Raw genomic sequence first — 24,348 nt, 5'->3', positions numbered from 1 at the left:
CGGGAGCGGGGCACCCGCTCTGCCCGACCGGGTGCAGAGATCTGCCCGTCATGACGGTTCAACAGGAGGCTGGGACACGTCGGAGCACGGCACAGTTGCCGACACGACGGGCGTCCGCGCTTCATGGAAACCTGCCCCTGGACCGGGCTGCACAACGTTGAGATGGGAGCTGCTCCTTGAACCCGGGCCACGCCATGGGTTCGACCTCAAGCGCCCTTTCGATGAACGCTTCGGGAGCGACCGCCCTCTGCACTACCCGGCCCGGCAAGGCGTGAGCCTGCGCGTTCGATGGATACGGGGCCGCTTCGGACTCCTGGGGGGTCGTACCCCCTTCCCTGCCGGGCGAGGCGTCATCGTCACAGGGCGGCATAAGCAGCGGACCTTCAATGACAAGGGCAGCGCCGCACGGTCGTCGAGATCGACGCCGAAGACGTCGCTGCCTCCCTCCGCGTTCCGGTGGACCTTGGTGACGGACGCCATTACAACAGGTGCATCCGCTCCCACCGCGGGCAGTCCGGCGCCGCCCCGTGTAAGGCGGACGCGCACCCGTTCTGAGCGCGAGCCCATGAGGCATAAGCGCGTTCCAAAAGCTGGGTGCATACGCCCCGCTCCCTTCCCTTCGCTGAGGTCAGCAGGGAGAGGGCAGCGCTGCGGGACACCTTCCATGGCCGTGCCGTGGTGGCGTCCAACCGCCTTCGACCGGGCGGTGTTCGAGAGGGCACTGCGCCGTCACGGCGACGCGTGTGCCACCCGGGCCTGCCTCGGCAGCACCCGTCGGCACGACGCGATGGTGCCCTACGCGGGATGGCGCGGCCTGTGGTCGGCCGAAACGCGACACCTGCCGCAAACCAGTCCCTCGGCGGGCCCCCGACGCCGTCGCCGGCTGCCTCCCCCTCCTCCTGGACAGGCTCCAGGCCATGGCCCAGTCAGCTGCCGCAACCCGCTGGTGACCGCCACGGTCGGGCTCTTGCAGCCGTAACTGCTTGATGCCTTCGCTCGTTCAGCACCGCGAGATTCCGGTGGGATGCCGACTTCACCCCCCACTGGAATCTCCGGCTGCCGCTTCGAGGACGTCACATCCCTGGAAGACAGCCGTGGTACAGGCGGCCCGCGCCCTCTCTGCTCTGTGCGGGCCGCCTGCTGTACATCCACAATTGCCTGCCAGGCCCTCACTCACGGCCCGGTGCCTGGGTCAGGCCGTGGCGCGTGACCTCCTGGCGGCGGTTGCGTTGTACCGGCAGACACGTGCACGTCCCCCGCGACGATCGTGTCTGTGACGGCCCCCGACTCCACGCCCGGCAGCCGGGGGCCGCCCAGCTTGATCGTGCGGATCACGTGTCGCCGGGTCGATGACCGTGGCCGGATACCACCAGCCGTCGAGCGTGGGCAGATATGTGATGCCCGAGACCAAGACCCAGGACGAGCCCCGTCACAAGATCTCCGACTGTAGTACTGGCCGGCGTCCACAGCCGCCAATCCTTGAACATGGCGCGTTTGCTTGCCCTTCCGGCCCAGACAGCACCGGGTGTCTGGCAGCAATACTGATGTGCTCCTCACGGCTCCGCTCCAAGGTCGGATCATCGAAAGGACTGAAGACATGGAATCCTTCGACACTGAAGTCGTAATCGTGTACGCAGGTACAAATCCAAACACGGGACAGGGTGCCTCCTGGCAAGGGTTTGTCGACCGTCAGGAGGCCAGTATGGGAGCCGTCAGCATTACAGTGTGGTTCCCGGAGGGTATTCCGCACACGCTACGGCAACTGGGAAATGCTCGATTCGACCTGTACGCACCTGCAGCTCGTCTCGGCCCTGGTCTTGGTGGACAAGACGTATCCGTGATGGACCGATGGGATGACCAGAACCACACTGCCCTGTTTTCTTAGAGCCTGGAAATGAACAACACGCTCAACCCTGTTGGTCGCTGTGATCGTGTCAGGGCCCCGGAGTGTTCCCTCAATGTCCGGTATGACCTCATAGGGGGCGCTCGGGCATGAAACGGGCACGGCATTTATGGAGTTCTTCACGCTTCACGATCTGCAAGGGTGCCGTGCTCGTTGCTCCATCTCCTCCTGTTCCCGTTGTGCCTGCATACTCCCCGGCCACATCCGCAAGTACCTGTGGGGTGAGCACGTCTGGTGCGCAGGACGTGAAGGTCATGTCGTTCCCTGACGATCCCGGCCTGTCGCCGTGTCCCGCCACCGAGCGGTCCTCGGTCGTGGGCCAGCGCTCATATGTTGACCTGCACCCCAGTGAGCTGCTTCCGTGCCGGAAAGATTTGGCCTGCGGGTGCCGGAAGCAAAACGGTCACCCTTGCTAACCTCGCCGTTTCGGTTGGGGCGATGAGGCGTCGTTGAGGGGCAACTGTCGGGTGGCCGAACCGATTTCGGTGTTCGGACATGGTGGAGACCCGGCGCGGTGGTCGGGTTCTCCAGGGCCTTTCAGGTCGTGGGGGGTTAGGGGTTTGCCGGTCAGCCGGCGGGACGGGGCAGTGCGGCGAGGCGATGGAAGGCCGTGGCCAGCTCGTTTCTCCAGGGCCAGGTCGTCGATATCCGCAAGCGCAGGCGTCGGCCGCCGCGGGTGAGGCGAGCGGCGACGTGTGGCAGCCGGTAGCGGAGCTTCTTCGGCTCGGCAGTAGCCAGTTCCCCGTCCAGCAGCAGGACGCGCGTCCAGACCAGCAGATCGATCGCCGCGAGGCTGAGTTCGAGCCAGACGGCGTTGACGGCGAAGTCGCGGGAGGGGAAGCGGCCGAAGCCGGTGGTCTTGCCGCACCGGATGTGGTCCTCGACGCATGCGTGCGCGCGGTGACGGGCCTCCAGGAACTGGGCGGATCCGCCTGCGGAGTACGGGGTGTCGGTGAGGAACACCTGATGCCGCAGGCCCTCGTCCTGATCGAACAGGGACAGCTGGGCTCCGGGGTGCGGCCGCTCCCGGCGCACAATGATGCGGGTGCCGGTCGGATAGCCGTCCAGATCGACCAGGCCAAGAAGGTACGAATTCCTCGTTTCCGCAGGTCGCGGACGTGGCCGAGGAAGGCTTTCGCGGATCCGGCACTGTCGGCGCGGATGAGGATCTCGGTGCCGAGCCGGTGAGCGTCGGGGATCTGCGCGAGCGCCTGGTCGAGCACCGCGATGTGATCGGCGGCGGTGTTGGCTCCGGAGTTCGAGGGCCGCAGCCGCCCGAACACGGCCTCGCCGGTGTTCGCGAGGAAACACAGCAGCGGGTGGAAGCCGAAGCCGCCCTTATGGGTGGGTGCGGCCGCCTCCTTCTCGGAGTGGCAGGTGACCAGCGTGGCATCGAAGTCCAGAATCAGGCCGGGAAGTTCTCGTCCGCCGGCCCGAGCAGCAGGTATGCCCTCGCCGATCTCGGCGGCCTGTATCCAGGCGACTTCCCGGGCTGAACCGCGGGCCGCTCGCAGCGAAGCGAGTGCAGCCTCGTCGGTGTCAGCGAGCAACCGCCAAGCGGTGGGCGTGGAGGCGACTGGGCCGAACACCCCTGCCTGGTCCCGCAGCACGGCCAGATCCGCGATCGCCTCACCACCATCGGCGAGCATCACCGCCAGGTCGGTGGCGACCCGGCCCGGATCATGCCCGGTCCCGCGCGGCCGAAGCGACCTGAGAGCGGCGGAGTACGCGGCGGTCAGCCCGGTGGCATCAGCGAGATCCGCCAGCAACCGTGCCCCGGCATGCCCGACCACTCCCGAACCATCGGCACTGACATGGACCTTGGGACGCAACCCGATAGCCTGCACGTAGAAAGTGCCCTCCGCGTGGACCGACAGAACCCCTCAGCAAGGTTCATCGTCCCAGGTCAGGAAGGCACTTTCGCGTTTCCGCCCCAAAGCCAGCCGTACCCAAGTGCAACAGCGAGGCTAAGGAGCCAAGGTCCGGTCGCCGACAAGCCCTGCTGATCAGCGCACGAGACGGGTCAGGTCGATGTCGATAACGAACGGAACCGCGATCTTCATGCGTGCGCGGTAAATGCCGGTGGCGACGTATGCGCGGGTGGTGTCGTCCAGCTCGTACGTGTGGACGACGGGGAGCCCGTTTTCCTCCTCGATGCGCCAGTAGTGCGAGATACCCGCCTGCGCGTACTTGACCGGCTTCAGTGACCGATCCCGGTCTGCGGACTCGTCTGAGACGACTTCAACCGCAAGGGCGACCTGATCGGGAAGATAGCGCGTACGGTCCGGGTCATATGGGACCGTGACAGCAAGGACGTCAGGTTCAGGCCGGTTCTTCGCGTTCAGCTTGACCGTCATTTCCCGGTCGATGACGAATCCGTCGGGTGCCCTGTCCTCCAGTGCGGTCGTAAGCCGGGTGACGACGCGAGCGTGCCAGGATCGCTGCGGGGACATCATGAAGATCAGCGCTCCATCGATCAGCTCGGTGTGCCGGGGGAGATCCGGGGCATTGTCGAGGTCATCGGCCTCCCACCCGCTAGGTCGGGGCGGCAGCATCCAAGGCGGGAGCGCATCCCATGCGGTCGTCATCGTGTCCTCCTTCGGGCGCCCAGGCCAGCCTATCCGCCAGCCGTACGTGTGTCGGTGGTGCGAGTTGCGGAGCAGCGACGGCGGGCTGTCACGCAGTCGCAAGGCCCCCATGCGGCTGACCGAGGCAGAGCGCGCTGGCCCAGGCCGACAACCGGCGCGACGCCGTGGGCGGTTACGACGAGGCCGCCTACCACTTCCACGAGGCACACGTCAGGTGGTCACTCAAGGACGGGCCGGGCAGCATCAAGGCCCTGCGCCGCTCGAACGCCGCCCGCAGTCCTCAGCCCTCAGGAACGTCAGGGCCGTGTGCACTGCCGTTCGCTGGATTCTCAGTGAATCGCAGTGATTCGCCCATTACTGGACGAAGGTCCCCGTCTTACCCGGGCAGGGGTCGCCCGGTGCGGGGTAGACGCTTCATGGCCACCTGCCCGGCCAGGCGGGGTCTTACGGTCGGCTCCACGTCCGTTTACTGTCTCCGGGCCACTCCCGGCGACGTGTCGCTTCACGAGTGCGGCGAGGTTGAGTGCGGCATTCTCATCCCGGTCCAGGACCAATCCGCAGTCTTCGCAGATGTAGGTGCGTACCCGCAGCGGCAGCTTGGGTTTCACGTTGCCGCAGGCACTGCACGTTTTCGAGCTGGGGAACCAGCGGTCGGCGACTTCGAGCCGTCCGCTGTTCCAGGCGGTCTTGTAGGCGAGTTGCCGGCGGATCTCACCGAACCCGGTATCCGCGATCGAGCGAGCCGACTTCCGGTTCTTCACCATGCCGGCGACGTTGAGGTCTTCCACCACCACGGTGCCGTACTCCCCAGCCAGGGAGGTGGTGAGCTTGTGTATGCCGTCCCGGCGCAGCGCGGTGACGCGGTGGTGCACGCGGTTGCGCTGGGCGTCGGCGCGCTTCCACCGGTTCGAGGGCTGCTGTCCGGTGCGCCGGTCGGGCCCTCGGCGGCGGGAGACCGTACGGGACAGGCGGCCCAGCTTCCGCTGTGCTTCGGCCAGGTGCTTCGGGTTCTCGGTGGCCGGGCGCCCGTCGGAGAACACCGCGAGGGTCTTCACCCCGAGATCGACGCCGATCACCGCATCCGGCCGGGTGGGCGTACGCTCCGCGCGCTGGACTTCCACGATGAAGGAGACGAACCAGCGTTCGGCCTCCTGCCCGACGGTCGCGGACTTGATCCGCGCGCTCCCCGCCTCGATGAGGCGGCCGAGCTTGCATGTGGACGGCTCCGGCGGGCGATCGGCCGACATCGGGATTGAGAAAGCACCGTTCCAGAGCGCGGGTCCGTCGCGGAAGCAGGGGGCAGTGGTGGGCCGGGTCAGTAAGGACGGCTGCCGGTGCCGACATGTCGCGGGCGGAATGAGGTGGGCGGCCGGCGGCGGCTGGAGGCGATCTGTGCCCGCCCTGCTGTCTACATGGGCACCGAGGAGCGTAGCGCGCGCAACTACGGTTCGGACACGGTGGCCCGACTCGACCGGGGAGCGGGCGTGCAAGCAGGGAGGTTTGCGGTGGAGATGTGGACCGATGAGGATGAGCAGCAGCTGGGCGCGCTCATCAAGGCCTGCAGGAGCGGGGCCGTCACGGCCACCGTGGACGCTATCGCTGCCCAATGGGGCATGCCCACCCAGAACGTCATCGACTGGCTGCAGACGGCAGCCTGGTACTCCCCTGGCGTTCAGGGGGCCAGTCAGGGCGTGTCCGTCACCGAAAACGACCCGGCCGTCTGGAACGACTGGCTACAGGACGTATGTCTCAGCGACAGCTATCAGATGCCGGCGGTCCGGCAGGGCCACACGGTCCCGTACCCGGCCCCCGGGCGCCCTGCGGCGGGCTCCGGAGCCCATGCCCCCCAGTACGTTCAGTATCCCGGCCACACAGGGGCACCCAACTCCCTCCCGCAACAGCCCGCACCCACCGGTCAGCCGCCCACTTACCCGGCAAATGCGTGGACCTGGGTCGAAGAGCGGCCTCAGGACGATTACGAAGTCACGCAACCGGCCCACCATGCCCACACGGCTCAGCAGGCATACCCAGCGGTGTCAGACCCGGCCGGGCCGGCGCCCTCAAAGCCGCACCCCACTACAAAGGGAAAGCAAGACAACCGGCAGGCCCAAACTTCAGCCCCGACACGCAAAAAGCAGAAGCACCAACCCGTGCACCAACCCGTCACAGGTTTCAAAATAGGGAGCGACGAAACCTTCATCGCTTGCATGAAGCGCCTACGAAACTACAGGGGGCTGAGCCAGTGGGACGTCGGTTTCGGATCAAGCGTTGGCAACTGGGAGACGGGCAGCGTACCTCCCAAGTGGCGTGTTGCGCGGAGGTGGGTTGAGGCTCTGACGGGCGGAGAACACCCGACTGAAGAGGAGCGCAACCTCCGCGAGCAGCTGTTTGACCTGCACAGCTCGCAGAACCCGAGATGAGATGAGGATCCGAGCCCGGACGGGCCCGGAGACAGCACCGGTTCACCCGGGGCCGTCTCCGGGCCGTGCAAGAGTGCTCAACGACGATCAGCGCTGACAACCAGCAGCAGCCACGTCGCAGTTCGCAGCGTTGACCGCATATAAAGTCGCAGTCAGTCGCGGGGCAGCCGCCGCGCACTTGAAGGGAAAGAACACGACCACCCCGCCTCCGGGACCGCGCCACCACGTTGACCCAAGGATGATCACCGGTTCGGGCGCTGGCCACCACGAGCCGATACACCGGACCGACCCTGATACCCCGCCTGCCAGGCCTCACCTGGCCGAGTGAGGCCGAAGACCGCTGCGATCACGGCCCGGGTGCCCGTTTCGACCAGCGTCATCAGCTCGACCTGGGGATCGCGGCCGTGCGGGCACCGCCCCAGCCAGCCCCGGTTGCGCTCACTGAGCCCTTTCATCCTGCATCGCGCACCGAAGGCGCGCTGGATTGCTGTCCGGAAACATCGGGGCGCCTCATCCCGCTGTCCCCGCCCAGGGCCTTGACCAGGTCATCGACCGAGCGGGTGGAGACCCCGTGAACGTAGGCCTCCATGATCACGGCATACAGAGCCTGATCTATACGCCGCCGGCGTTCCAGCAGGCTGGGGAAGAAGCTGCCGGTCCGGAGCTTGGGAATCTCCAGGTCCAGGTCGCCGGCTGGCGTGGTCAGGGTCTTGTCCCGGTGGCCGTTGCGTAAGGCCGTCCGTGATGCGGTGTGCTCGTTCCAGCCGGCACCGATGTGCGCGCTCACCTCGGCCTCGATCAGTTCCTGCAGCATCCGCTCGGCCACACTGCGGACAAGCTCGATTCCATCAGACGAGCGTAGTGACTCCAGCAGCCGTATCAGGTCAGACTGGGACAGGGCCATCGCGTACTCCTCATGGTTGAACTGGGCGTTCACCAAGGAGAGTTACGTGATGGCCCGCCTCGCGTCAGGGAGCGGCAGGCACCAACAGAAGTGCGCCCCGAGCACCCGCCCGCGCACGCCCGCACCTTGATCGGCTACACCACAACAAGGGACGCCATCCGATCTTCCAGTGGTCGCGGACGAGTTCGGCGACCTGGGACGCGGTGGCCTGCTCGGTGGTCAGGTTGGTGACGGCGTAGACCGTCTTGACGGCGGTCTTGCCGGTCTTGAGGTCGGTGCGCCGGCGCTTGATCTGGACGGCCCGCCGGGCCCCCGGGGGCTGTTCACGGTGGCGACCTTGATCCGGCGGATCCCTGAATGGCCGTGGCCGATGCCCCGGGTGCGTCACTGAAGCGGGATGTCCTTCCAGAGAAGGGATTTGAGCCGGCAGCGCAGCTTCTTCCGGTTCGGCGCCCGCTCCTATGTCGCGATCTTTGCAATCGCCCTGGTGGTATTCCAGCGGTGCCCTTTCGGGATCCCGATAGGCCCTGCGTAAACAGCCTCATCGCCTCTACCTTCGGTTTACCCGTCTCCTCGAAGTGGGGAATTGCAATGGAACACCCCGATGCCGATTACCGGAGCGCTTGCAGGTGCCTGAACAGTCTTCAAAAGCGTCTCAACTGCGATTCCTTCGGCCGATGTCTGACGCCAACAGCAGTGAATCGGGCCGGACGAAGACAGGACGGCGGAGCCTGCCCCACGACCCTGCCCCCTCCAGCAATTACCAAGAGGGAAGAGCAAAAGTGATTGGTCTATTCCTCCGAGCGGGGCAACGCTGGGCGCGAGTCGTGTCCAGCAACGTGGGTATTGATCCTGGATACTCAGCTTGACCTCGATTCTTCGGTGGGGTTTGGTCGTTGAGTGGCCTGGTGGTTCGCCCGTAATGTCCCTCGCCGTGTGAGGGTGGGCCGTCGCGTCTCGCTGCGGGGTGCGCCGGGTTCCACGGACCCGGAGGCTGCTGGCCTTCCTCCTCTCGGTGTGCGTTGGGGCAAGGGGCTGGTCGTCAGGTGGCGACCGTCAGGTTGTTGATCCGCTTCCAGCTGGTCGTGAATGTCTCGGCCCAGGGCCAGGTCCGTTCGATGCGCAGGTGGCGGCGGCGTGCGTGGTGGGCGAGGCGGGCGGGCAGGTGGTAGAGGCGGAAGCGGATCGTGTCCGGCTCGGCGTCGGCGAGGTCCGCTTGGTCGTGGAGGGCCAGCAGCCGCATCCAGGCGTCGAGATCGGCGGCGAGGTTCGCGGTGAGCATCCAGCTCGCGTTCGTTTCCCAGGACTTGGACGGCAGGTTCGCCAGTCCCATCGCCTTGTTGGTGCGCACGCGGTCTTCGACCTCGGCGTGATCGCGGTGGAGGACGTCGAGGAACTGCACTTGGTGGGTGCCGGCGATGTGACCCATGTGCCGGATGTTCGTTGCAGTGATCGAGTAGCGCCAGCCGGTCTTCTGCTCAAACGCCGTCAGCTTCCCCAGGTGCCGGCGGGAGGGCTTGACGCGGCGGACGATCAGCCGCATGCCCTTGGGCCAGCCCTCACGAGTGTTCAACCCGGTCAACTCGGCGACGAAGTAGCCCTCTTGGACCTCGCCGTCCTGTCGCAGGGAGGTTTCCCAGGCGGCTTCGGGGAGGCGGGCGATGGCGCGTTCGTCCTCGGGCGTGATCGTCCAGCCGACGGTGTAGCGGACCGTGCGCCGCGTGGTGTTCAGCGCCTGAAGGCGCTTGAGCAGGCCGTGCGTGGCACCGGCGCCGTCGACCCGCACCAGGATCTTGGCCTGGGAGGAGCGGGGTATCTGCGCGAGCGCGGCATCCAGCACCCGCAGGTGATCGGCGACGGTGTTCGCGCCGGCGTTGCCCTCCCTCAGCTCCATCGCCAGGCACTCGTCGGTGTTGGCCAGCCACGCGGCCAACGGGTGGAAGCCGAAGGTGCCCTTGAACGTGCCGGCGGCGCCCTGTTTCCTGGAGGCCGCGGTGATGACCGTGGCGTCCATGTCGAGCACGATCCAGCCCTTCAGATGCCGCCCCGCGACGGTCAGATACGGGAAGCCGCCGGGCCGCAGGTGCAGCAGCGTCCAGACGTGGCGACGCACCCGCTGTCGTACCTTCGCGATCTGCGCGCGCGTCGTCTCGTCCGTCGTGGACAGCAGCCGGTGCAGCGTGGAGTCCGACACTGCCGGTCCGAACAGCGGGCCGTGGTGGAGCTGGAGTTGCTCGGCCTCCAGCAGATTCGTGGCGCCGAGCGTGATCGCGACGACGAGGCCGACGAGCGCGGTGGCCCGGTCCCGCCACGACGAGGTCGTGCCCGATGGAAGCACTCCCGCCAGTGCGTCGGTCAGGCCCACGCGGTCGGCGAGCCTGCGCAACAGCACTGCCCCGGCATGCCCGACCAGCCCTTTCCCGTCGGCCGTCACAGACAGACCGCGGTCCCACCCTGTACGCTCACTCACCAGAAAGGTGCCCTGACTCCTGCGCCGGATTCGATCTAGACACTCGCATCCTTGCAGGTCGGCGGCACCTTTCTGCCGTCAGGGCGTCAGATCGACCAATTCCGCTGAAGAGCCGGGGTTGAACTCGTAGACGCCAGCTGGTGGATCACGGTGGTTCGATCACCAGGCCGGTCTCGGTGAGGCAGCCGTTGATCAGGTCGGGCCGGTACTGGATCTTCTTGAGCTTGCGCTTGACGATGCGGACGAGGCCGCCCAGGCCGGCGGCGACGAAGTTGGCGATGGAGCGTTTCAGGAGTGACCAGACGCCCTCGGTGGGGTTCAGCTCGGGTGCATACGCGGGCATCTGGACCACACGCAGCCACTCCTGGTGTTCGTCGGCGAACTCCTTCATCTGTGCACACAGGTGCACGTTCAGGTTGTCCCAGCACCACACGAGCGGCGCGTGCAGCTGCTGGTGAACGGCGAGGATCAGTTCGCGGTACTCGTGCCAGGCGAAGCTCTTGGGCTCGCCCTTGCGCCCGTGACAGACGTGCAGCCGGTAGAAGAAGTGCGGGCGCTCGCCGGGGCGGAAGCAGACCGCGCCGGCCACGTTGACCCGGCCGGAACCTCTGCCACGCACCCTCACCACGGGCCGTGCCCCGCGCGGGGCCCATGTGCGGCCCTTCGGCGGCCTCAGGCCCTGCCCCGCCTCGTCCTCGAAGCAGATGTAGGCGCCCAGGTCCGCCGCACTGGTTTTACCTGCGGCCACACCTCCTGCTTCCACACCTCGATGGCCTCCTCGTCCCGCTCGACGGCCCGGCGCACCGGGACCTGGCACGACCAGCCGTGGCGCCGCATCAGCTTCCACACGCCCTGCACCGTGTAGCCCACATGGAACAGCCGCCCGATCAGCGCCTTGATCCGCTTCAGCGTCCACCGCTGGTCGTCGGCGAATCCGTGCGCCGGCGGGCCGCGCCGCAGTTCTGCTTCCAGACGCGCGAACTGCCGCGCCGACAGACGCTCCGGCGACACCGGTCCCCTGGAACGCAGGGCCTGCACCCCGCCCTCGCGCCACCGCTGACGCCACAGCCGCACAGTGCGCGGCGCTACCCGTAACTCCGCCGCGACCGCACCAGAACTCTCGCCCTGCTCAAATAACTCAGCGGCCTTCAGCCGCAGTTGTTCACGTCGTTCCTGCTCGGCAGGCGTATACCCGCCCCTCTGCGCATACCGCATGAACCTGCCATACCGCAGGGATCAAGGACCGTCACGCCCTCTCGGCGTCTACGAGTTCAAGCTGAGTACTTGCGGTGGACCGACACCCTGCCGGACTGACACGCCGTCACTAGTACGGCACGGTCGTGGTCGAAGACCTCAACGCCGCCGGAATGCTCCGCAACCGGCGGCTCGCCCGCCACGTCGCCGATGCCGGGTTCGGAAAAGGTCCGCTGCCAACTGCTCTACAAGGGCCGACGCAACGCGTGTCCCACCATCGTGGCCGACCGCTGGTACCCCAGCTCAAAACCTGCTCGGACTGCGGCGCGACGAAAGCCAAACTGCCGCTGCACGTCCGAGTCTTCACCTGCGATCTCTGCAGCCTGGTCATCGACCAGGGCGGTTGCAAGTTCCGGGATCGAGTGGATCGTCCGCGTGGGGTGGGAGTTGACGGGGCAACAGCATAGGCACGAGACCGGTGATCATCAGGGTGTCTACGCCTGCTGATCACATCGAGGTCCCGTGCCTGCCGCTCCGTCCTCCACGATCCCTGCCGTCCTGGCGAAACTGGGCCCCCTTTCACCAGTGCGACACCGGCCGTCTGCGCACCCACCTCCAGCGCCTCCCCGACCCCCGTTCGCGTCGCGGGCGGTGGTATCCCCTGGCCGGCTTGCTGCTGATCTGCGCCTGCGCAGTCGTCTCCGGCGCCCGGACCATCACTGAGATCACCGAGTGGGGACAGCGCGCCAGCACCACGGTGCTGGAACAGCTCGGCATCCGCCGCCACCTGCCCGGACGTCGACGCGCCCCATCCCATGCCACCCTCACCCGGCTCCTGGCCGCCCTCGACGGCGATGCCCTGGACGCCGTGATCGGCGCCTACCTGGCCGAACACGACCACACCGATGTCGGCGGCACCGGCTCGGTGCCGCGGCCGGCGATCGCGGTGGACGGCAAGGCGCTGTCCGGCTCCGCGCACCGACAGCAGCGCCACCGGCCCCTGTTGTCCGCCGTCACCCACGCCCCCACCGTCACCCTGGCCCAGCGGGAGGTGGGGGCCAAGACCAACGAGACGGCCGCTGCTGGAACCCTCGATCTGGCCGGTGCCGTGGTCACCTTCGACGCCCTGCACAGTGTCAAGGACCAGGTGCGCTGGCTGGTGGAGGAGAAGAAAGCCCACTGCATCGCCGTGATCAAAGGAAACCAGCCGACCGCGTCCGCCCAGGTCAAAGCCCTGCCATGGGAGCAGGTGCCGATAGCGCACACCGTCTCCGGGACGGGCACGGGCGGCGGGAGTCCCGCTCGGTCGAGGCGATGGCTATCGCGGCGAACCTGGGCGGGATCGCTTTTCCGGAAGCACGGCTGGCCTTGTGTATCCACGGGCGCCGCCGGGACAGCGGCAAGCGGCAGACCCGGGAGACGGTCTACGCCGTCACCAGCCTCGATACCCACCAGGCCAGCCCTGCTGACCTGGGCGGATACGTCCGCGGGCACTGGGGAATCGAGAATTCCAGCCACCATGTCAGAGATGTGGTGTTCGTCGAGGACGCCTCCACCGTCCACACCGGCAGCGCGCCGCGAGCGATGGCGGCCTTGCGGAATCTGGCCATCGGCAGGCTGCGGCTGCTGGGAGCGGACAACATCGCCAAGACCACCCGAGCGATCCGGGACGCACCCGAACACGCCATCTGGATCTGGGGCATCACCGACAGCCCACTCCTACCGGGAACCTGAAGCCGCCCTGGCCATCGACCGGGACGAGAACGCAGCCCGCAACCTGGCCGCCCTCGCGGCGGCCCGCACGACAGGTACCGGAGTGGCCGGAGACCAGGACACGCCCCGCGTGTCGAAACCCCGTGGAGCCGACCGTGAGACCCGTCGCCAACACCCCGGCCCAAACACCGGCCGGGGCGGACGGGCAGATGGCGCGAGCCTGCCGCACCAGCGGCAAAAGGAAACGGGAGACCGCCGTCAGGACACCGAAGCACAACCCACGCAGGGGTGACACCGACACGGACCTCCAGACAGAAACATCTGGAAAGCTGAGACTCGGTACAGTCTGCCGGATGGCTCGGCGGACCGTCACACCAGGAGCCAGGAAGAGGTTACTCCCAGCACTGGGCTTTCACAGTGGCGACCCCTGTATAGATCCAGGTGTTGGGTACAATTCCAGGGCGCTTCATCCACGCGTCCTTACTCTCGATTTCTTCACAGCCTCCACTAATTTCAGACCCGTAATCATTCATCATTTTCCGGGCCCCAATGAGGGCAGTATAGGGGTCTCCCGCATAGGCGGTGAAAGTCCGATCAGAAGATTCGAGACCGACCGGGGGTGCCGCCACGGCCGGTACGGCTGAACCGAAAATGACTGCCGCTGCGACTGCGGCCCCAGCGATGATCCGACGCATCACGTTTTCCTTTCAGGTTTCTTCTGCACCTGCCGCAACCCTATCGACTAATCTGCCACCATAGATGATTTCAAGCCGGGATATTTAAATTTATTTGTGCATTAAAATTTTCCGAAATGTTCGATTGGTCATTGTTCGTGGGTGAGTTCAGCGTCGCTCTCTCCGTCTGACTCGGCAATGAAATCTGCCGCACGGCATAGTCCACGGGCCCGCATCGAAGCGGGAGTCGTCTCCTCATACATCCACGGCACTCGGTCTCGCGCCGCGGCCTCTTCCAGACCAGAGCGATGCCGAAACGAGGTAGAAACGGGCCGGAATTGCATCTTCATGGACGGGACGCTTGAGCTCTGGCCCGGCCAGGGCTCTGTGGTGCGAGGAGTTCTCCACTCCCCAGTGCCCGCGCATCGCAGTGGCCAGGTCGGAGGGGCCGGCTTGGTGGGCGTCGAGGCTGGTGACGGCGTAGACACTCTCACGGCTCACGCCGGCCGGTGGGCTTGCGGCGGCGGTGGACGCCGATGGCCAGGCGTGCGCGGGGAAAGGCGATTCCGTCGAGTCCGTCCGCGACGGCGCAGGTCTTGATCGAGCGGGACTCGCGCCTGCCGTGTCCGCAGGCGGAGGCGGTGGTGCTGGACGGCGATGTCCCGCCGGGGCAGGGCCGCGAGCTGGCTGTGGGCGGTCGGCTGGTTGGTCTTGATCACGGCGATGGAGTGGGCCTTCTTGGTCTCGACCAGCCAGGAGACGTTCGCCTTGACCGAGTGCAGCGCGTCGAAGGCAGGGCGAGGGTGACGCAGATCCCGAGCCCGACAGGTTGCCGTCACCGGGCGGGTCTGTCAGCCAGCAGCCGGGGCGACCCTCTCGTTCGGCAAACTTTGCTGCACCGATCAGGGCGTCGAGGCTGTCGTGCGTGCCAGCCAGACTGTCGTGCACAGATCCGCGATCATGGCACCGCCCCCATTCCGTTTCGATTACTCGTTGGCGGAATCCGTCGGTGCTGTCGCCTGACGACCGGCACCAGCCCCGACGAAGACCAGAACGGAAGACACCCGCAACATTCCGGGCCCGTGGAACCCGGCGCGCCCGCAGCGTCACTCGACGGCCCACCTCGACGGACACGAGAACATTACAGGCGAACCGCCGAGTCGATCAGAGCTCGAACCTCAAGGGCGATGCGTTCTCAGGTTGTGAGTCGGGGCATGGCTGTTGCGTGCTGGGGGCGTGACCGGTAGTGATCGGCTGTGGCGGCGATGTTGGTCCAGCCTGCTTGGCGCATGAGTCCGATGGCCAGGTTGTGCAGGGTGGCCATGGCGCGGGGTGCGGAGCCGGTGCGTATGCGCGAGGCGTCCTGGCCGAACGTCACGTCTCTGCCGTGGTGCAGGGCCTCAACTGACCAGTGATTCTGGACGAGTTCGGCGAGTTGTGTCGGGCTGGCCTGTTCGGGCGGGAGGCTGGTGATGGCGTGGACGGTCTTCGTTTCGGCCTTGCCGGTCTTGCGGTGGGTGCGGCGGCGCTTGACCTCCATGGCCTGGACGGCGTGCGGGAAGAGTAGGCCGGGACGGACGGTGCAGACCTTCAGACGGCGGACCTCGCGGCGGCCGTGCCCGGCACCGGTGGTGCGGGCCTGCAGGGGAATCTGCTTCCAGGGCAGGCGCTGCAGCTGCTTGCGGAGCTTCTTCTGGTTCCCGTTGACCACCAGGACGTAGTGGCCGCCGGCGGCCATGACGTGCTCGGCGTGGGCGCGCTGGGTGTGCATCGCATCGGCGGTGACGACGGCGCCGCGCAGGTCGATCCGGTCCAGCAGTGGGGCGAGGGCGGGTATGTCGTTGCTCTTCGCGGTGATCCGGCGCTGGGCGATCACGGTCTGGCAGGCGTGGAACGCGGCGGTGAGCAGGTGGACGGCCGTGCCGTCGGCGCGGGATCCGCGCACGGCCGTGCCGTCGACGGCCAGGCCGGCCAGGGCGTCGCCGTTCAGGGCCGGGGAGGCGTCCCGGTGTGGAGGCGTTCGGCGTGCTGGAGGTCAGCCCGAGTTGTTCGCGCAGGCCGTAGTCGGTATCGGCGGCGAAGCGGGCGATGGCGGCCAGGGACGTGGCTCCGCCGAGGACGGCGACCAGGCACAGCCCAAGCAGGGAGCCCAGGCGGTAGCGGCGGCCCCGGACCCGGCGGGGATCGGGTATCCGCCCCAGCACTTCGGCCAGGGAGGTGAACTGCTGCGGATCCGGGCAGGCAGAGTCGATGTCCTCGCAGTGGCTGCAGGACACCGATCAGGAAAGATGGCACGCGAACGCGACCCCTGTTCGTGATCAAAGGCTTCGACAACCTTGATCATCAGGGGTCGCGTCTCTCGTTGCCGAACCGGGCGAACCGCACGCAGCGGCCCGTACACAGGCGATCAGCTCATCTCGCCAGCTGAGAACACATCAGCCCTGGCTCGAACCTCGCTGAAGGATCGAGGCCAGCCACGATGAGCACAGGCAGAGCTATCTGCAGCTGCCGTATTTAGAGCCTCGGCTTTACGGGCAGGACAGTCACGTTCACGGCCTGCGGCCCCTTGTCGCCCTGCTTGCGCTCGTAGCTCACCCGGTCCGCCTCAGCGAGGCTCTTGTAACCGTGCCCGTTGATGGCGCTGTAGTGAACGAAAACATCGGGACCCTTGGCATCCGGCGCAATGAACCCGAAGCCCTTTTCGCTGTTAAACCACTTGACCGTACCAGTTACTACTTCTGACATTTACTTCTCCGTGCCGAGTATCCATTGAACCGGAATGACTGAAACGGTCACCACCGGGCGCTGACGCTCCTTAAGTGAATACCTAGGAGTCGACTGCACCCATCTCCTTCGGGCGGCCAAAGAGGCAACGTGATGGGTGGGGATAGCTGCCTTGCCAGCCCTACAGCGCAAGGCCGCCATACCGGATCATGGAAAACCAACCCTGCTTCGGTGGCTAGCAGGATGACAACTCCTAAGGACCGAGAGAGGGCAGCGCAGTGCAGACAGATGTTTGTGATGCTGTACAGCATTGACGCAATCGTTGGCCCGTACCGTGCCGCAGAGCTGGTGAACGAGTACAGGCGACGTCTCCTGCAGGAAGACGGCCTCCCGGATAGGGCAGCCCTCGCTGTGGCATGCACAGCCTACGCCTTCAGTGACGTGTACGTTCTGGCCGCTGCAGGGCAGGTTTGGGAATCGTATGCACCCCACGACAGGGATGAGAAAGAACGCATCTCCATAGTGGAGAAGCTTCACGACGACACATCCGGGCACTGTGTGAAGGTCTTGACGGCATGCGGAATTATCGATTTCATACCGCTGGATCGACTCGCGAAAGAGTACTTTCTTTTCTCTTGGCCTGAGGAGCAGCAGGCGGGTTAACCTCATTACAGTGAAGGTGTCTCAAAGCACGATGGCGTCCACATGATCTGAGCATTGCTCGCCTTCCTCGCCGAGCTCTGCCGGTGGCTTCATCCTCAACCAGCTCGGCCCTGGCTTGGATCGGTTCTGACGAATACAAGTGTCACAAAGCCAGCGTGGTGTGAGGGAACGGCTGGGTACAGGGGCACGACTGACCTTCGGGTTGCAGCAGCTGCGCGGTGTGGTGTGCTGGGAGAGGTGAGGCGCCGGGACGCAGCTGATCTTTTTGGAAGCATGAGCCCGTGTCATGGACGTGGAGATTTGAAGGTCCGGGGGGCAGAAATGTCTCCGGAGGTGGCTGAGACGGTATTTTCAGTGCAAGGAGACGCGGAGAGCCGGATCGGCGAACTGGGGGCATCTACTGGAGCAGGATGTCGCGCACGCAAGTGACTCTCCTGATGGAGGGGAAAGAAATGACTTCGAGCCTGAGCATGGAGATTGCCGATGCAGCTGGGGCCGAGGCGCGCAATGGAAAATGACCATTTCGGAGGTGGCCTGGCCTCATCACCTCAGAACCGGCTACGCAAGGTGGCACGCGCACTCGTAGCCGCCTCAGCCCAGCAAAAGCCCCTGCCTGAGGCAAGCCGCAGGCACGTAGTCAGCACGTCCAATGCTCTTGAAGCGATCCTCCTCCTGGCCAGCTCCATCGACAGCATGGCGCTGAAAGGCCAGATGCGGACGATCGACGCCGAGATGATCATTTCACTGCTTATGGTTGTCCGCGATCACATCGACCCGTTGCCCGGCGGCGGTGAGCGACCCGATAGCGATCCCATAGCCCGTGACCTCGAAGCGATCATCACCATGCTCATTCACGGAGAACTCGAAGCCAGGAACTCCTGATCGCCGACTGCCCGTTGACCCCTCGCTCACGGCAGGTTCATCCAGCAGGTCCGGCTCACCTCCAGCGGCGAACTTGGGCCCTGTCCGGGCAGGGAGCGCCGTCGAAGTGGCTGGTCTACGCATCCTCGGCGAACATGCGGTCCAGGAAGCGGTCAGGGCGGTTGACGAACGCGCCGGTCAAAGCGACAGGTTCGGCCTGCTCATATTCCACCTGCTCGATGGTGCCGCCCCTTTCGATCTGCAGGATCCGTGCGCCGGGCATGGCCAGCAGGATCGACGAATATGTGGCCACCACGAACTGGCACCCTTGTTGGAGGAGTTGCCGGATCCGGACCGTCATCGCCAGGCATCCGTGCAACGAAAGGGCTGCTGGGTGGTTCACTCACGCCGACGGCCGAGGCAGACAACCAGCCCGTGACCATCACCGTGACCGATGCCGGCACCGGCAGCCTGAAACAGTCCGTCACGTCGCAGGACGTCAGAACTTGCCCGGCCCGTTGTGTGGGAGCACGGTGGTGTTGTCAGGCCCACCGGCTGCCGAGCATCTGCCGAGGAGAGGCATCATGGCAAGGCGTTCGTGGCTCGCCTGCGCACTGGCATTCCTACTCGTCGCCGCGGCGGCGTGCAGCCGTCCCAGCGACGAGTCCGCGACACCGGGAGTAACCGACACGACCGTCACGATCGGCAGCCACCAACCGTTGACCGGCCCGGTGGCCCCCGGCTTCGGCCGTGTAGCGCCTGCGGCCAAGGCGTACTTCGACCATGTCAACGCGAACGGCGGTGTCCACGGCCGAAAGATCATCTTCACGTACCGGGACGACGCCTACCGTCCGAACAACACCATGAAGGTGGTACGCAGACTAAGGCTTGTCCCGTAACTCCTGGTCAGGGATGAGATGATCTTGGTGTGGACGAGACGGCGTCGGATTGTCTGCGCCGCCGGCGGGCCGACGTGTGACCTGGCCGGGACATGTGCCGACCTCGCTGCTGCCGCCTGGCTCAGCTTTCTTGAGCATGCCAAACCGACCCTGACTCGCCCGGCGGGCAGGGCCTGACGCGGATGCGACGTTGGGGGCGATTTGCGGTTGCTGTGCGGGGGGAGGACGGTAATGGTGTGAGCGTGACTGCAGCTGTTCGCACGGGATTGCACGCCACGGCCACGAGGGCAGCGGCGGCCGCGAGCCCAGCTGGCCCGGCTGGACGACGCTCGCGTCGGCTGACATAAGCCGTGGAGATCGCATGAACAGGCTTCTACGCATCCCAGGCCTGGCTGCCCTGGCGGCCCTCCTCCTCGTCGTCGCGGGCTGCAGTTCTCCGGCAGAGGTCAGCAACGAGGACTCCGCACCCGGCATCACCGACACCGCGATCACGATCGGCAGCCATCAGCCGCTGACCGGGCCGGCGTCTGCCGGCTTCAGCCACTTCGCACCGGCAGCCAGGGCATATTTTGACTATGTCAACGCCAACGGGGGCATCCACGGCCGCAAGATCTACTTCAATTACCGGGACGACGCCTACAGCCCGGACAACGCCACCCAGGTGGTGCGCAGGCTGGTGGAACAGGACAAGATATTCGCCCTCTTCTCAGGGTTGGGTACCGCTACCCACCGGGCAGTCGTCGACTATCTCAATGCCGAGAACGTCCCTGACCTGTTCCCGGCCTCCGGCTGCCCCTGCTGGAACAATCCGAAAAAACTTCCCTACACCTTTGCCCTGCAGACGGATTACACCAGGGAGGGCAAGATTCTCGGCGACCACGTCAACAAGACCTTCCCCGGAAAGAAGGTGGCCTACTTCTACCAGGACGACGATCTGGGCAGGAGCGGCGTCGCAGGCCTGGACAAGGTCATCCCGCGTTCATCAGTGGTCGCCCGCGAGAGCTACCAGCCCGGCTTCAACGACGTCTCCGAGCAGATGCAGGCGATCGCCAGAGCCAGAGCCGACGTCATCGTCAGCTTCTCCGTCCCCAGTCATACGGTCCTGCTGCGCCTGGCCCAACAGAAGTCCGGCAACACCGCGAAGCTGGTGGTCAACTACTCCGGATCCGATCCGACAACCCTGTCCGACCTCCTCGAGTCCGCCGCCCCCCACAACGGCACGTCCAGCGGCGCCAACCCCCTTATCCAAGGAATCATCACGGACAACTATCTGCCGCCACTCACCGACACCTCGAACAAGTGGATCCAGCTAGTGAGAATGATCCACAGCCGCTATCTGCCGGCACAGCCCCTGAGCCGGTACACCGAGCTCGGCGTACTGACCGCGTACCTATTCGTCCAAGTACTGCAGCAAACAGGCAGAGACCTAACCCGACAATCACTCGTGGACACCCTAAAAAAGGGCGACTTCCCCGGGCCGGGAGTGACCCCGCTGCGCTACAACCGCACCTCGCACGCCGGCTACACCGGCACCCAGATCGGCGTCATCAAGGGCAATGCCATCGTGCTGCAGGGCAAGCCCATGACCACCGACGGCGCAGACGGCCCCGTGCAACCCCACACCGCTACGTCCCCCCAGCCCCCCGCCAACGGCATCCCCAGACCCTGACCCTGCAGTGCTCGCACCGCCAGGATTGCCTCCTCCTGACGACCGGGGAGTGATGGCCGCCGGATTCCTCTCCCATCTCGCGGGCGACCGGATCAGGTCCGCTCCGCCGACTCCATCCCCAGCGACCAGGTCAACCCGGCCGCCGTCGAAGCCATGAACGAGGTCGGCATCGACATCTCCGCGGCCAGACCGAAGATCCTCACCACCGAAGCCGACCAGGCGTCCGACTACGCCATCACCACAGGCTGCGACGACGCCTGCCCCATCCTCCCCGGCAAGAAGTACCTCGCCTACTGCAGGTTATAGCCAGGGCTCCGCTCAGGACCCGGCGGGCAAGGGCGTCGACTGTTCGGGAGAAGGCGGACCCCACGAGCTGGAGTTGCGGCCGATTGGGCTGCGACGAGTTTTTGCCTGGTCGGCCCACGGCTCGTGCCACCCGCCGCGCCGTGCGGGCCGTGGTCTGCCTCGGGGCGCGGCGGGTGCGAGGGGGTGTTACTCGGTGATCTTCAGGAGCTTGTTGGGTGTGCCCGCGCCTGGGCTGGTGATCTTGTCGGGGGTGGCGCTCTTGGTCAGGGCGGTGGCGACGTCCGCCGGGGTAGCGTCCTTGTGGCCGGCGAGGTAGACCGCGGCGGCGCCGACGACATGGGGGGTGGCCATCGAGGTGCCGGAGAGGACCTTGGTGCCCTCGTCGCTGTCGTTCCACGCGGAGGTGATGTCCGAGCCCGGCGCGTAGATGTCCACTACCTCACCGAAGTTGGAGAAGTCGGACTGGGCGTCGTCCTTGGTGGACGAGGCGACGGTGAGGGCCTCCTTGACGCGGGCCGGGGAGCCCTTGCCGGCGTCGGCGGAGTCGTTGCCGGCTGCGACAGCGAAGGTGACGCCCGCGGCGATGGCCTTGCGAACGGCCTCATCGAGGGCCTCGTCGGCGCCGCCGCCCAGGCTCATGTTGGCGACGGAGGGCCCCTGGTGGTGCTGGGTGACCCAGTCGATGCCGGCGACGACCTGCTCCGTGGTGCCGGAGCCGTTGTCGTCGAGGACTCTCACGGCAACGATCTTCGCCTTCTTGGCGATGCCGTACGTGGCACCGGCTATGGTGCCGGCGACGTGGGTGCCGTGACCGTTGCCGTCGTCGGCGCTGTCGTCGTTGTCGATCGCGTCGAAGCCGTGCGTGGCGCGGCCTTCGAAGTCCTTGTGCGAGATGCGGACGCCGGTGTCGATCACGTAGGCGGTGACGCCCTCGCCGGCGGAGTCGGGGTAGGTGTATTTGCTGTCTCCGGCGGTGTCGGCCTGGTCGATGCGGTCCAGGCCCCATGAGGGCGGGTTCTGCTGCTCCGCGTTGATGGTGAACTTCTTGTTCTGCACGACCTTGGCGACGGCCGGGTCGGCGGCCAGGCGCTTGGCCTCGGTCTGTGAAAGGCCGCCGGCCGAGAAGCCGTTGATGGCGGAGCGGTAGGTGCGCTTCAGTGTGCCGCCGTACTCGTTGGCCAACTCCTGCTTGTCGGCCTGCTGGTCGAGCATGACGATGAAGCTGCCCGCGACGGCGCCGTCGGCGTTCGCTCCGTAGATCTTGCCCTCGGCGGGCGCCGCGGCGCCGGCGGAGAACGGGTTCAGCAGCGTGACGCCTGCCGCGGCGGCCGCGACGGTGACGGCGGTGAGCCGGATCCGGTTCGAGCGCTTGTGAGTTGCCATGAAGAGGGGTCTCCTCGCCGGTCTTTGTGGGGGGTTGAGTGTTCAACCGCAAAATCTCCGGTGATCTGCGGCGAAAGCCGTGACTCATTGATGTGCTCATGCAGTGGATTCCATGCACTCGCGACCCGATCAGCCGCGGGTCAACGCGGGAACCGGACAGAACCGGGCCCCGCCGCGACACGCCCGGCTCTCCTTCGCATGTATGGGGCTTCCGTCGAGAAAACGTGAACCTTCCCTGCGTCCCCGTGTCGAACCGGACGGGCAGGGCAGACGCGCGCGCTGCGCGCGCCGAGCGTGAAAGCCCTGCGGAAAACGTGGGCGCCGTGAGGAGGCGCAGCAGTCAGAGAAGAACTCGCAGGTATCGAATCGGCTTGAATGATCTGGGTGTTGAGCTTCCGCTTCGCTCACCTCACCCTGATTCGTGTACTTGCACAGAGTGTGTCCCCCGATGAGCTCGATGGGAGGGTACGGGGCCTGCATCTGGTCCCCATGGGGCCGCGGCCTGGGAGGCACGTGCCCGGCCGCACGAGCGTCGGACATCTGGACCTAGTCGGACGAACGGGCCCAACCGGTGCGCTGGTCGAGGCGGGCGAAGAGCGGGCCGTTTCGTTGCCGATCACCTCGACGGCCTGCAGGACGAACCGCGCACCGGTTCGCTGCCCTCGACCCTGCTCAACCAGGTCGAGGACGTCACCGTGGCGACCCTGGTGTCCGCGCCGGGCAAAGACACCCCCTGGGCGCGTGCCTCGATGGCCGCCCGCACCGGACTGTCGAAGTCCACCATCGTCCGGATCTGGAAGAAACCACACCTGCAGGACTCATTCTCCCTCTCCACCTACCCGCAGTTCGTGGAGAAGGTCGTCGACGTCGTCGGCCTCCATCGCAACCCGCCGGAGAAGGCGCTGATGTTAGGCGTGGATGAAGCCCACAGATCCAGGCGCTGGACCCGGTCACAGCCGGTGCTGCCGGGCATGCCAGAACGGCGCACCCACAACTGTCTGCGGCACGACATCACCAGCCTGTTCGCCGCCTTCAACATCGCTGATGACACGTCGTCGGTGACCTCCACCGCCGCCACCGGACAGTGGAGGTCAAGAAAGTACTGACCGCCATGGACATGGCCGTGCCTGCGGGCCTCGACGTGCACCTGCCGAGCAGCCGAGGGGACTTGCCCCCGGGCTCTCACAGAGTGAAGTAGGCCGCCGACGAGGTTCCTCTGGTTGAGGTCCTTTTCCGGCGGCCCCTTCCCGAACCGGGCAGGCGAGATTTCCCCGCACCCGGCTCTCCAGTAATCAATTCCGGACTGAGGCCGTACTCCGTCCCGCGTGGATGTCCTGGTGACAGCGTTCGCAGACCACGAGGGTCTTGCGCTTTCGCATAGCCATCAGGTGCACCCACGACGGCCGTTCGGGCCGTCCTGGCCTGTTGAGATCAGCAAGTTTGCGGACATGGTAGACCTGTAGCCCAGCGTGTCCCGCGCAGATCTCGCACTGCCCGGCAAGGAGACGGTGAATCAGCTCGTTTCGCCGGGTAGTTGCCATGACGGGCTGGCGGTCGATGATGACGACGGTGCGCTGACACTTGAGCGGAATCCCGCCGAAGCGGGCGACCAGCGGCTTCTCTCCCTTCTCTCGCCGCACTGTGACCTGGAACCAGGTCCGCCGGCCGTCAGGAGTGTCGATGCTCGCCTTGTATCTGCGGGCCATCTTCGTGACGGCCGACTTGTGCTTCCCTGCCAGGGTCTTGAGCATCGAGGTCTCCATGACCCAGGGCTTCGGCGTAGTCGCATGACGTCCGGTTTGTGATCGTCAGAGGCCGCGGAGTGCGAGGGGGCGGCGAGGGTCGCGGGCGTTGCGGCGGAGGCCGGCCGCGATGTTCTTCACTCCGGCCGTGCGGAGGGCTCCGATGGCGAGGTTGCTCCAGGTAGCCATCGCGCGGGGCGTGTTGCCCGTCCGTAGCTGGGAGGCGTCCTCGGCG

General features: G+C 66.1%; 20 protein-coding genes and 5 pseudogenes. 10 read left to right on the top strand and 15 right to left on the bottom strand.

Annotated features, from left to right (window positions below; genetic code table 11):
• Positions 1–2,470 precede the first annotated feature (2,470 nt).
• The 3 genes and pseudogenes from OG331_RS49435 to OG331_RS49425 form a co-directional block, all read right to left on the bottom strand.
• Positions 2,471–3,780: pseudogene (locus tag OG331_RS49435) on the bottom strand (transposase).
• A gap of 129 nt (positions 3,781–3,909) precedes the next feature.
• Positions 3,910–4,491, bottom strand: coding sequence for a Uma2 family endonuclease (locus OG331_RS49430; protein ID WP_406191289.1), 582 nt, complete (start codon positions 4,489–4,491; stop codon positions 3,910–3,912).
• A gap of 329 nt (positions 4,492–4,820) precedes the next feature.
• Positions 4,821–5,738, bottom strand: coding sequence for an RNA-guided endonuclease TnpB family protein (locus OG331_RS49425; protein ID WP_406191291.1), 918 nt, complete (start codon positions 5,736–5,738; stop codon positions 4,821–4,823).
• A gap of 165 nt (positions 5,739–5,903) precedes the next feature.
• On the opposite strand from OG331_RS49425, the gene OG331_RS49420 reads away from it, so the two are divergent.
• A complete protein-coding gene (locus tag OG331_RS49420) occupies positions 5,904–6,911 on the top strand; it encodes a hypothetical protein (protein ID WP_406191293.1) in 1,008 nt (335 codons plus the stop codon).
• 493 nt (positions 6,912–7,404) lie between these two features.
• Here the strand turns inward: OG331_RS49420 and OG331_RS49415 are convergent.
• Positions 7,405–7,815: pseudogene (locus OG331_RS49415) on the bottom strand (transposase); the annotation flags it as partial.
• Positions 7,816–7,984: 169 nt separating this feature from the next.
• Here OG331_RS49415 and OG331_RS49410 point away from each other — a divergent pair.
• Positions 7,985–8,206, top strand: coding sequence for a hypothetical protein (locus OG331_RS49410; RefSeq protein WP_406191295.1), 222 nt, complete (start codon positions 7,985–7,987; stop codon positions 8,204–8,206).
• Between the two features lie 651 nt (positions 8,207–8,857).
• Here the strand turns inward: OG331_RS49410 and OG331_RS49405 are convergent.
• From OG331_RS49405 to OG331_RS49395, 3 genes are all read right to left on the bottom strand, one after another.
• Positions 8,858–10,285: an IS1380 family transposase gene (locus OG331_RS49405; RefSeq protein ID WP_406191297.1), complete on the bottom strand. Its 1,428-nt coding sequence runs from the start codon at positions 10,283–10,285 to the stop codon at positions 8,858–8,860.
• A gap of 145 nt (positions 10,286–10,430) precedes the next feature.
• Entirely contained in the window at positions 10,431–11,033 is a 603-nt protein-coding gene (locus OG331_RS49400; protein WP_406191299.1) for a transposase, read from the bottom strand.
• On the bottom strand, positions 10,958–11,500 hold the full coding sequence (locus OG331_RS49395; RefSeq protein WP_406190674.1) for a winged helix-turn-helix domain-containing protein: 543 nt from the start codon (positions 11,498–11,500) through the stop codon (positions 10,958–10,960). The genes OG331_RS49400 and OG331_RS49395 overlap by 76 nt, the downstream gene beginning before the upstream one ends.
• A gap of 457 nt (positions 11,501–11,957) precedes the next feature.
• Between OG331_RS49395 and OG331_RS49390 the strand changes: the two are divergent.
• Positions 11,958–12,656: pseudogene (locus OG331_RS49390) on the top strand (ISAs1 family transposase); the annotation flags it as partial.
• A gap of 137 nt (positions 12,657–12,793) precedes the next feature.
• A complete protein-coding gene (locus tag OG331_RS49385; RefSeq protein WP_406210901.1) occupies positions 12,794–13,213 on the top strand; it encodes a hypothetical protein in 420 nt (139 codons plus the stop codon).
• 1,150 nt (positions 13,214–14,363) lie between these two features.
• Here the strand turns inward: OG331_RS49385 and OG331_RS49380 are convergent.
• From OG331_RS49380 to OG331_RS49365, 4 genes and pseudogenes are all read right to left on the bottom strand, one after another.
• Positions 14,364–14,705: a hypothetical protein gene (locus OG331_RS49380; protein WP_406191301.1), complete on the bottom strand. Its 342-nt coding sequence runs from the start codon at positions 14,703–14,705 to the stop codon at positions 14,364–14,366.
• A gap of 356 nt (positions 14,706–15,061) precedes the next feature.
• Entirely contained in the window at positions 15,062–15,832 is a 771-nt protein-coding gene (locus OG331_RS49375; protein WP_406210844.1) for an ISAs1 family transposase, read from the bottom strand.
• Positions 15,833–15,878: 46 nt separating this feature from the next.
• Positions 15,879–16,070, bottom strand: a pseudogene (locus OG331_RS49370) (transposase family protein); the annotation flags it as partial.
• A 310-nt stretch (positions 16,071–16,380) separates the two neighbouring features.
• A complete protein-coding gene (locus tag OG331_RS49365) occupies positions 16,381–16,611 on the bottom strand; it encodes a cold-shock protein (RefSeq protein ID WP_406191303.1) in 231 nt (76 codons plus the stop codon).
• Positions 16,612–16,821: 210 nt separating this feature from the next.
• Between OG331_RS49365 and OG331_RS49360 the strand changes: the two genes are divergently transcribed.
• Positions 16,822–17,253 carry a hypothetical protein gene (locus OG331_RS49360; RefSeq protein ID WP_406191305.1) on the top strand — a complete coding sequence of 144 codons (432 nt, stop codon included), beginning with the start codon at positions 16,822–16,824 and terminating at the stop codon, positions 17,251–17,253.
• Positions 17,254–17,736: 483 nt separating this feature from the next.
• Positions 17,737–18,135, top strand: a complete 399-nt coding sequence (locus OG331_RS49355) for a hypothetical protein (RefSeq protein WP_406191307.1) — start codon at positions 17,737–17,739, stop codon at positions 18,133–18,135.
• A gap of 115 nt (positions 18,136–18,250) precedes the next feature.
• On the opposite strand, the gene OG331_RS49350 is transcribed toward OG331_RS49355, so the two are convergent.
• Positions 18,251–18,475 (bottom strand): hypothetical protein, encoded by a 225-nt coding sequence (locus OG331_RS49350; RefSeq protein ID WP_406191309.1) that lies wholly within the window; start codon positions 18,473–18,475, stop codon positions 18,251–18,253.
• 223 nt (positions 18,476–18,698) lie between these two features.
• On the opposite strand from OG331_RS49350, the gene OG331_RS49345 reads away from it, so the two are divergent.
• The 3 genes and pseudogenes from OG331_RS49345 to OG331_RS49335 form a co-directional block, all read left to right on the top strand.
• Positions 18,699–19,013 (top strand): ABC transporter substrate-binding protein, encoded by a 315-nt coding sequence (locus tag OG331_RS49345; protein WP_406191311.1) that lies wholly within the window; start codon positions 18,699–18,701, stop codon positions 19,011–19,013.
• A 361-nt stretch (positions 19,014–19,374) separates the two neighbouring features.
• The gene (locus tag OG331_RS49340; RefSeq protein ID WP_406191313.1) at positions 19,375–20,682 is read left to right on the top strand and encodes an ABC transporter substrate-binding protein; all 1,308 of its coding nucleotides are present in this window, start codon (positions 19,375–19,377) and stop codon (positions 20,680–20,682) included.
• Positions 20,683–20,734: 52 nt separating this feature from the next.
• Positions 20,735–21,028, top strand: a pseudogene (locus OG331_RS49335) (phosphotyrosine protein phosphatase); the annotation flags it as partial.
• A gap of 146 nt (positions 21,029–21,174) precedes the next feature.
• Here the strand turns inward: OG331_RS49335 and OG331_RS49330 are convergent.
• Positions 21,175–22,371 (bottom strand): S8 family serine peptidase, encoded by a 1,197-nt coding sequence (locus OG331_RS49330; protein WP_406191315.1) that lies wholly within the window; start codon positions 22,369–22,371, stop codon positions 21,175–21,177.
• A 695-nt stretch (positions 22,372–23,066) separates the two neighbouring features.
• On the opposite strand from OG331_RS49330, the gene OG331_RS49325 reads away from it, so the two are divergent.
• Positions 23,067–23,477, top strand: coding sequence for a hypothetical protein (locus tag OG331_RS49325; protein WP_406191317.1), 411 nt, complete (start codon positions 23,067–23,069; stop codon positions 23,475–23,477).
• Positions 23,478–23,663: 186 nt separating this feature from the next.
• Here OG331_RS49325 and OG331_RS49320 read toward each other — a convergent pair whose 3' ends face one another.
• Together OG331_RS49320 and OG331_RS49315 are read right to left on the bottom strand one after the other, a co-directional pair.
• Positions 23,664–24,122 (bottom strand): hypothetical protein, encoded by a 459-nt coding sequence (locus OG331_RS49320; RefSeq protein ID WP_406191319.1) that lies wholly within the window; start codon positions 24,120–24,122, stop codon positions 23,664–23,666.
• 57 nt (positions 24,123–24,179) lie between these two features.
• The gene (locus tag OG331_RS49315) at positions 24,180–24,302 is read right to left on the bottom strand and encodes a hypothetical protein (RefSeq protein WP_406191321.1); all 123 of its coding nucleotides are present in this window, start codon (positions 24,300–24,302) and stop codon (positions 24,180–24,182) included.
• Positions 24,303–24,348: the final 46 nt, after the last annotated feature.

The sequence above is a fragment of the Streptomyces sp. NBC_01017 genome (assembly GCF_045162795.1).
GTDB lineage: Bacteria > Actinomycetota > Actinomycetes > Streptomycetales > Streptomycetaceae > Streptomyces > Streptomyces machairae.
This window is presented reverse-complemented; position numbering and strand designations above follow the sequence as displayed.

What these genes read in the sequence shown, in the direction of transcription:
- OG331_RS49315 (WP_406191321.1), bottom strand. Translation starts at nt 24,302, where the DNA reads ATGGCTACCTGGAGCAACCTCGCCATCGGAGCCCTCCGCACGGCCGGA.
- OG331_RS49420 (WP_406191293.1), top strand. Translation starts at nt 5,904, where the DNA reads ATGGGCACCGAGGAGCGTAGCGCGCGCAACTACGGTTCGGACACGGTG.
- OG331_RS49425 (WP_406191291.1), bottom strand. Translation starts at nt 5,738, where the DNA reads ATGTCGGCCGATCGCCCGCCGGAGCCGTCCACATGCAAGCTCGGCCGC.
- OG331_RS49395 (WP_406190674.1), bottom strand. Translation starts at nt 11,500, where the DNA reads ATGCGGTATGCGCAGAGGGGCGGGTATACGCCTGCCGAGCAGGAACGA.
- OG331_RS49340 (WP_406191313.1), top strand. Translation starts at nt 19,375, where the DNA reads ATGAACAGGCTTCTACGCATCCCAGGCCTGGCTGCCCTGGCGGCCCTC.
- OG331_RS49385 (WP_406210901.1), top strand. Translation starts at nt 12,794, where the DNA reads ATGGCTATCGCGGCGAACCTGGGCGGGATCGCTTTTCCGGAAGCACGG.
- OG331_RS49350 (WP_406191309.1), bottom strand. Translation starts at nt 18,475, where the DNA reads ATGACGGTCCGGATCCGGCAACTCCTCCAACAAGGGTGCCAGTTCGTG.
- OG331_RS49430 (WP_406191289.1), bottom strand. Translation starts at nt 4,491, where the DNA reads ATGACGACCGCATGGGATGCGCTCCCGCCTTGGATGCTGCCGCCCCGA.
- OG331_RS49355 (WP_406191307.1), top strand. Translation starts at nt 17,737, where the DNA reads ATGCAGCTGGGGCCGAGGCGCGCAATGGAAAATGACCATTTCGGAGGT.
- OG331_RS49320 (WP_406191319.1), bottom strand. Translation starts at nt 24,122, where the DNA reads ATGCTCAAGACCCTGGCAGGGAAGCACAAGTCGGCCGTCACGAAGATG.
- OG331_RS49345 (WP_406191311.1), top strand. Translation starts at nt 18,699, where the DNA reads ATGGCAAGGCGTTCGTGGCTCGCCTGCGCACTGGCATTCCTACTCGTC.
- OG331_RS49330 (WP_406191315.1), bottom strand. Translation starts at nt 22,371, where the DNA reads ATGGCAACTCACAAGCGCTCGAACCGGATCCGGCTCACCGCCGTCACC.
- OG331_RS49365 (WP_406191303.1), bottom strand. Translation starts at nt 16,611, where the DNA reads ATGTCAGAAGTAGTAACTGGTACGGTCAAGTGGTTTAACAGCGAAAAG.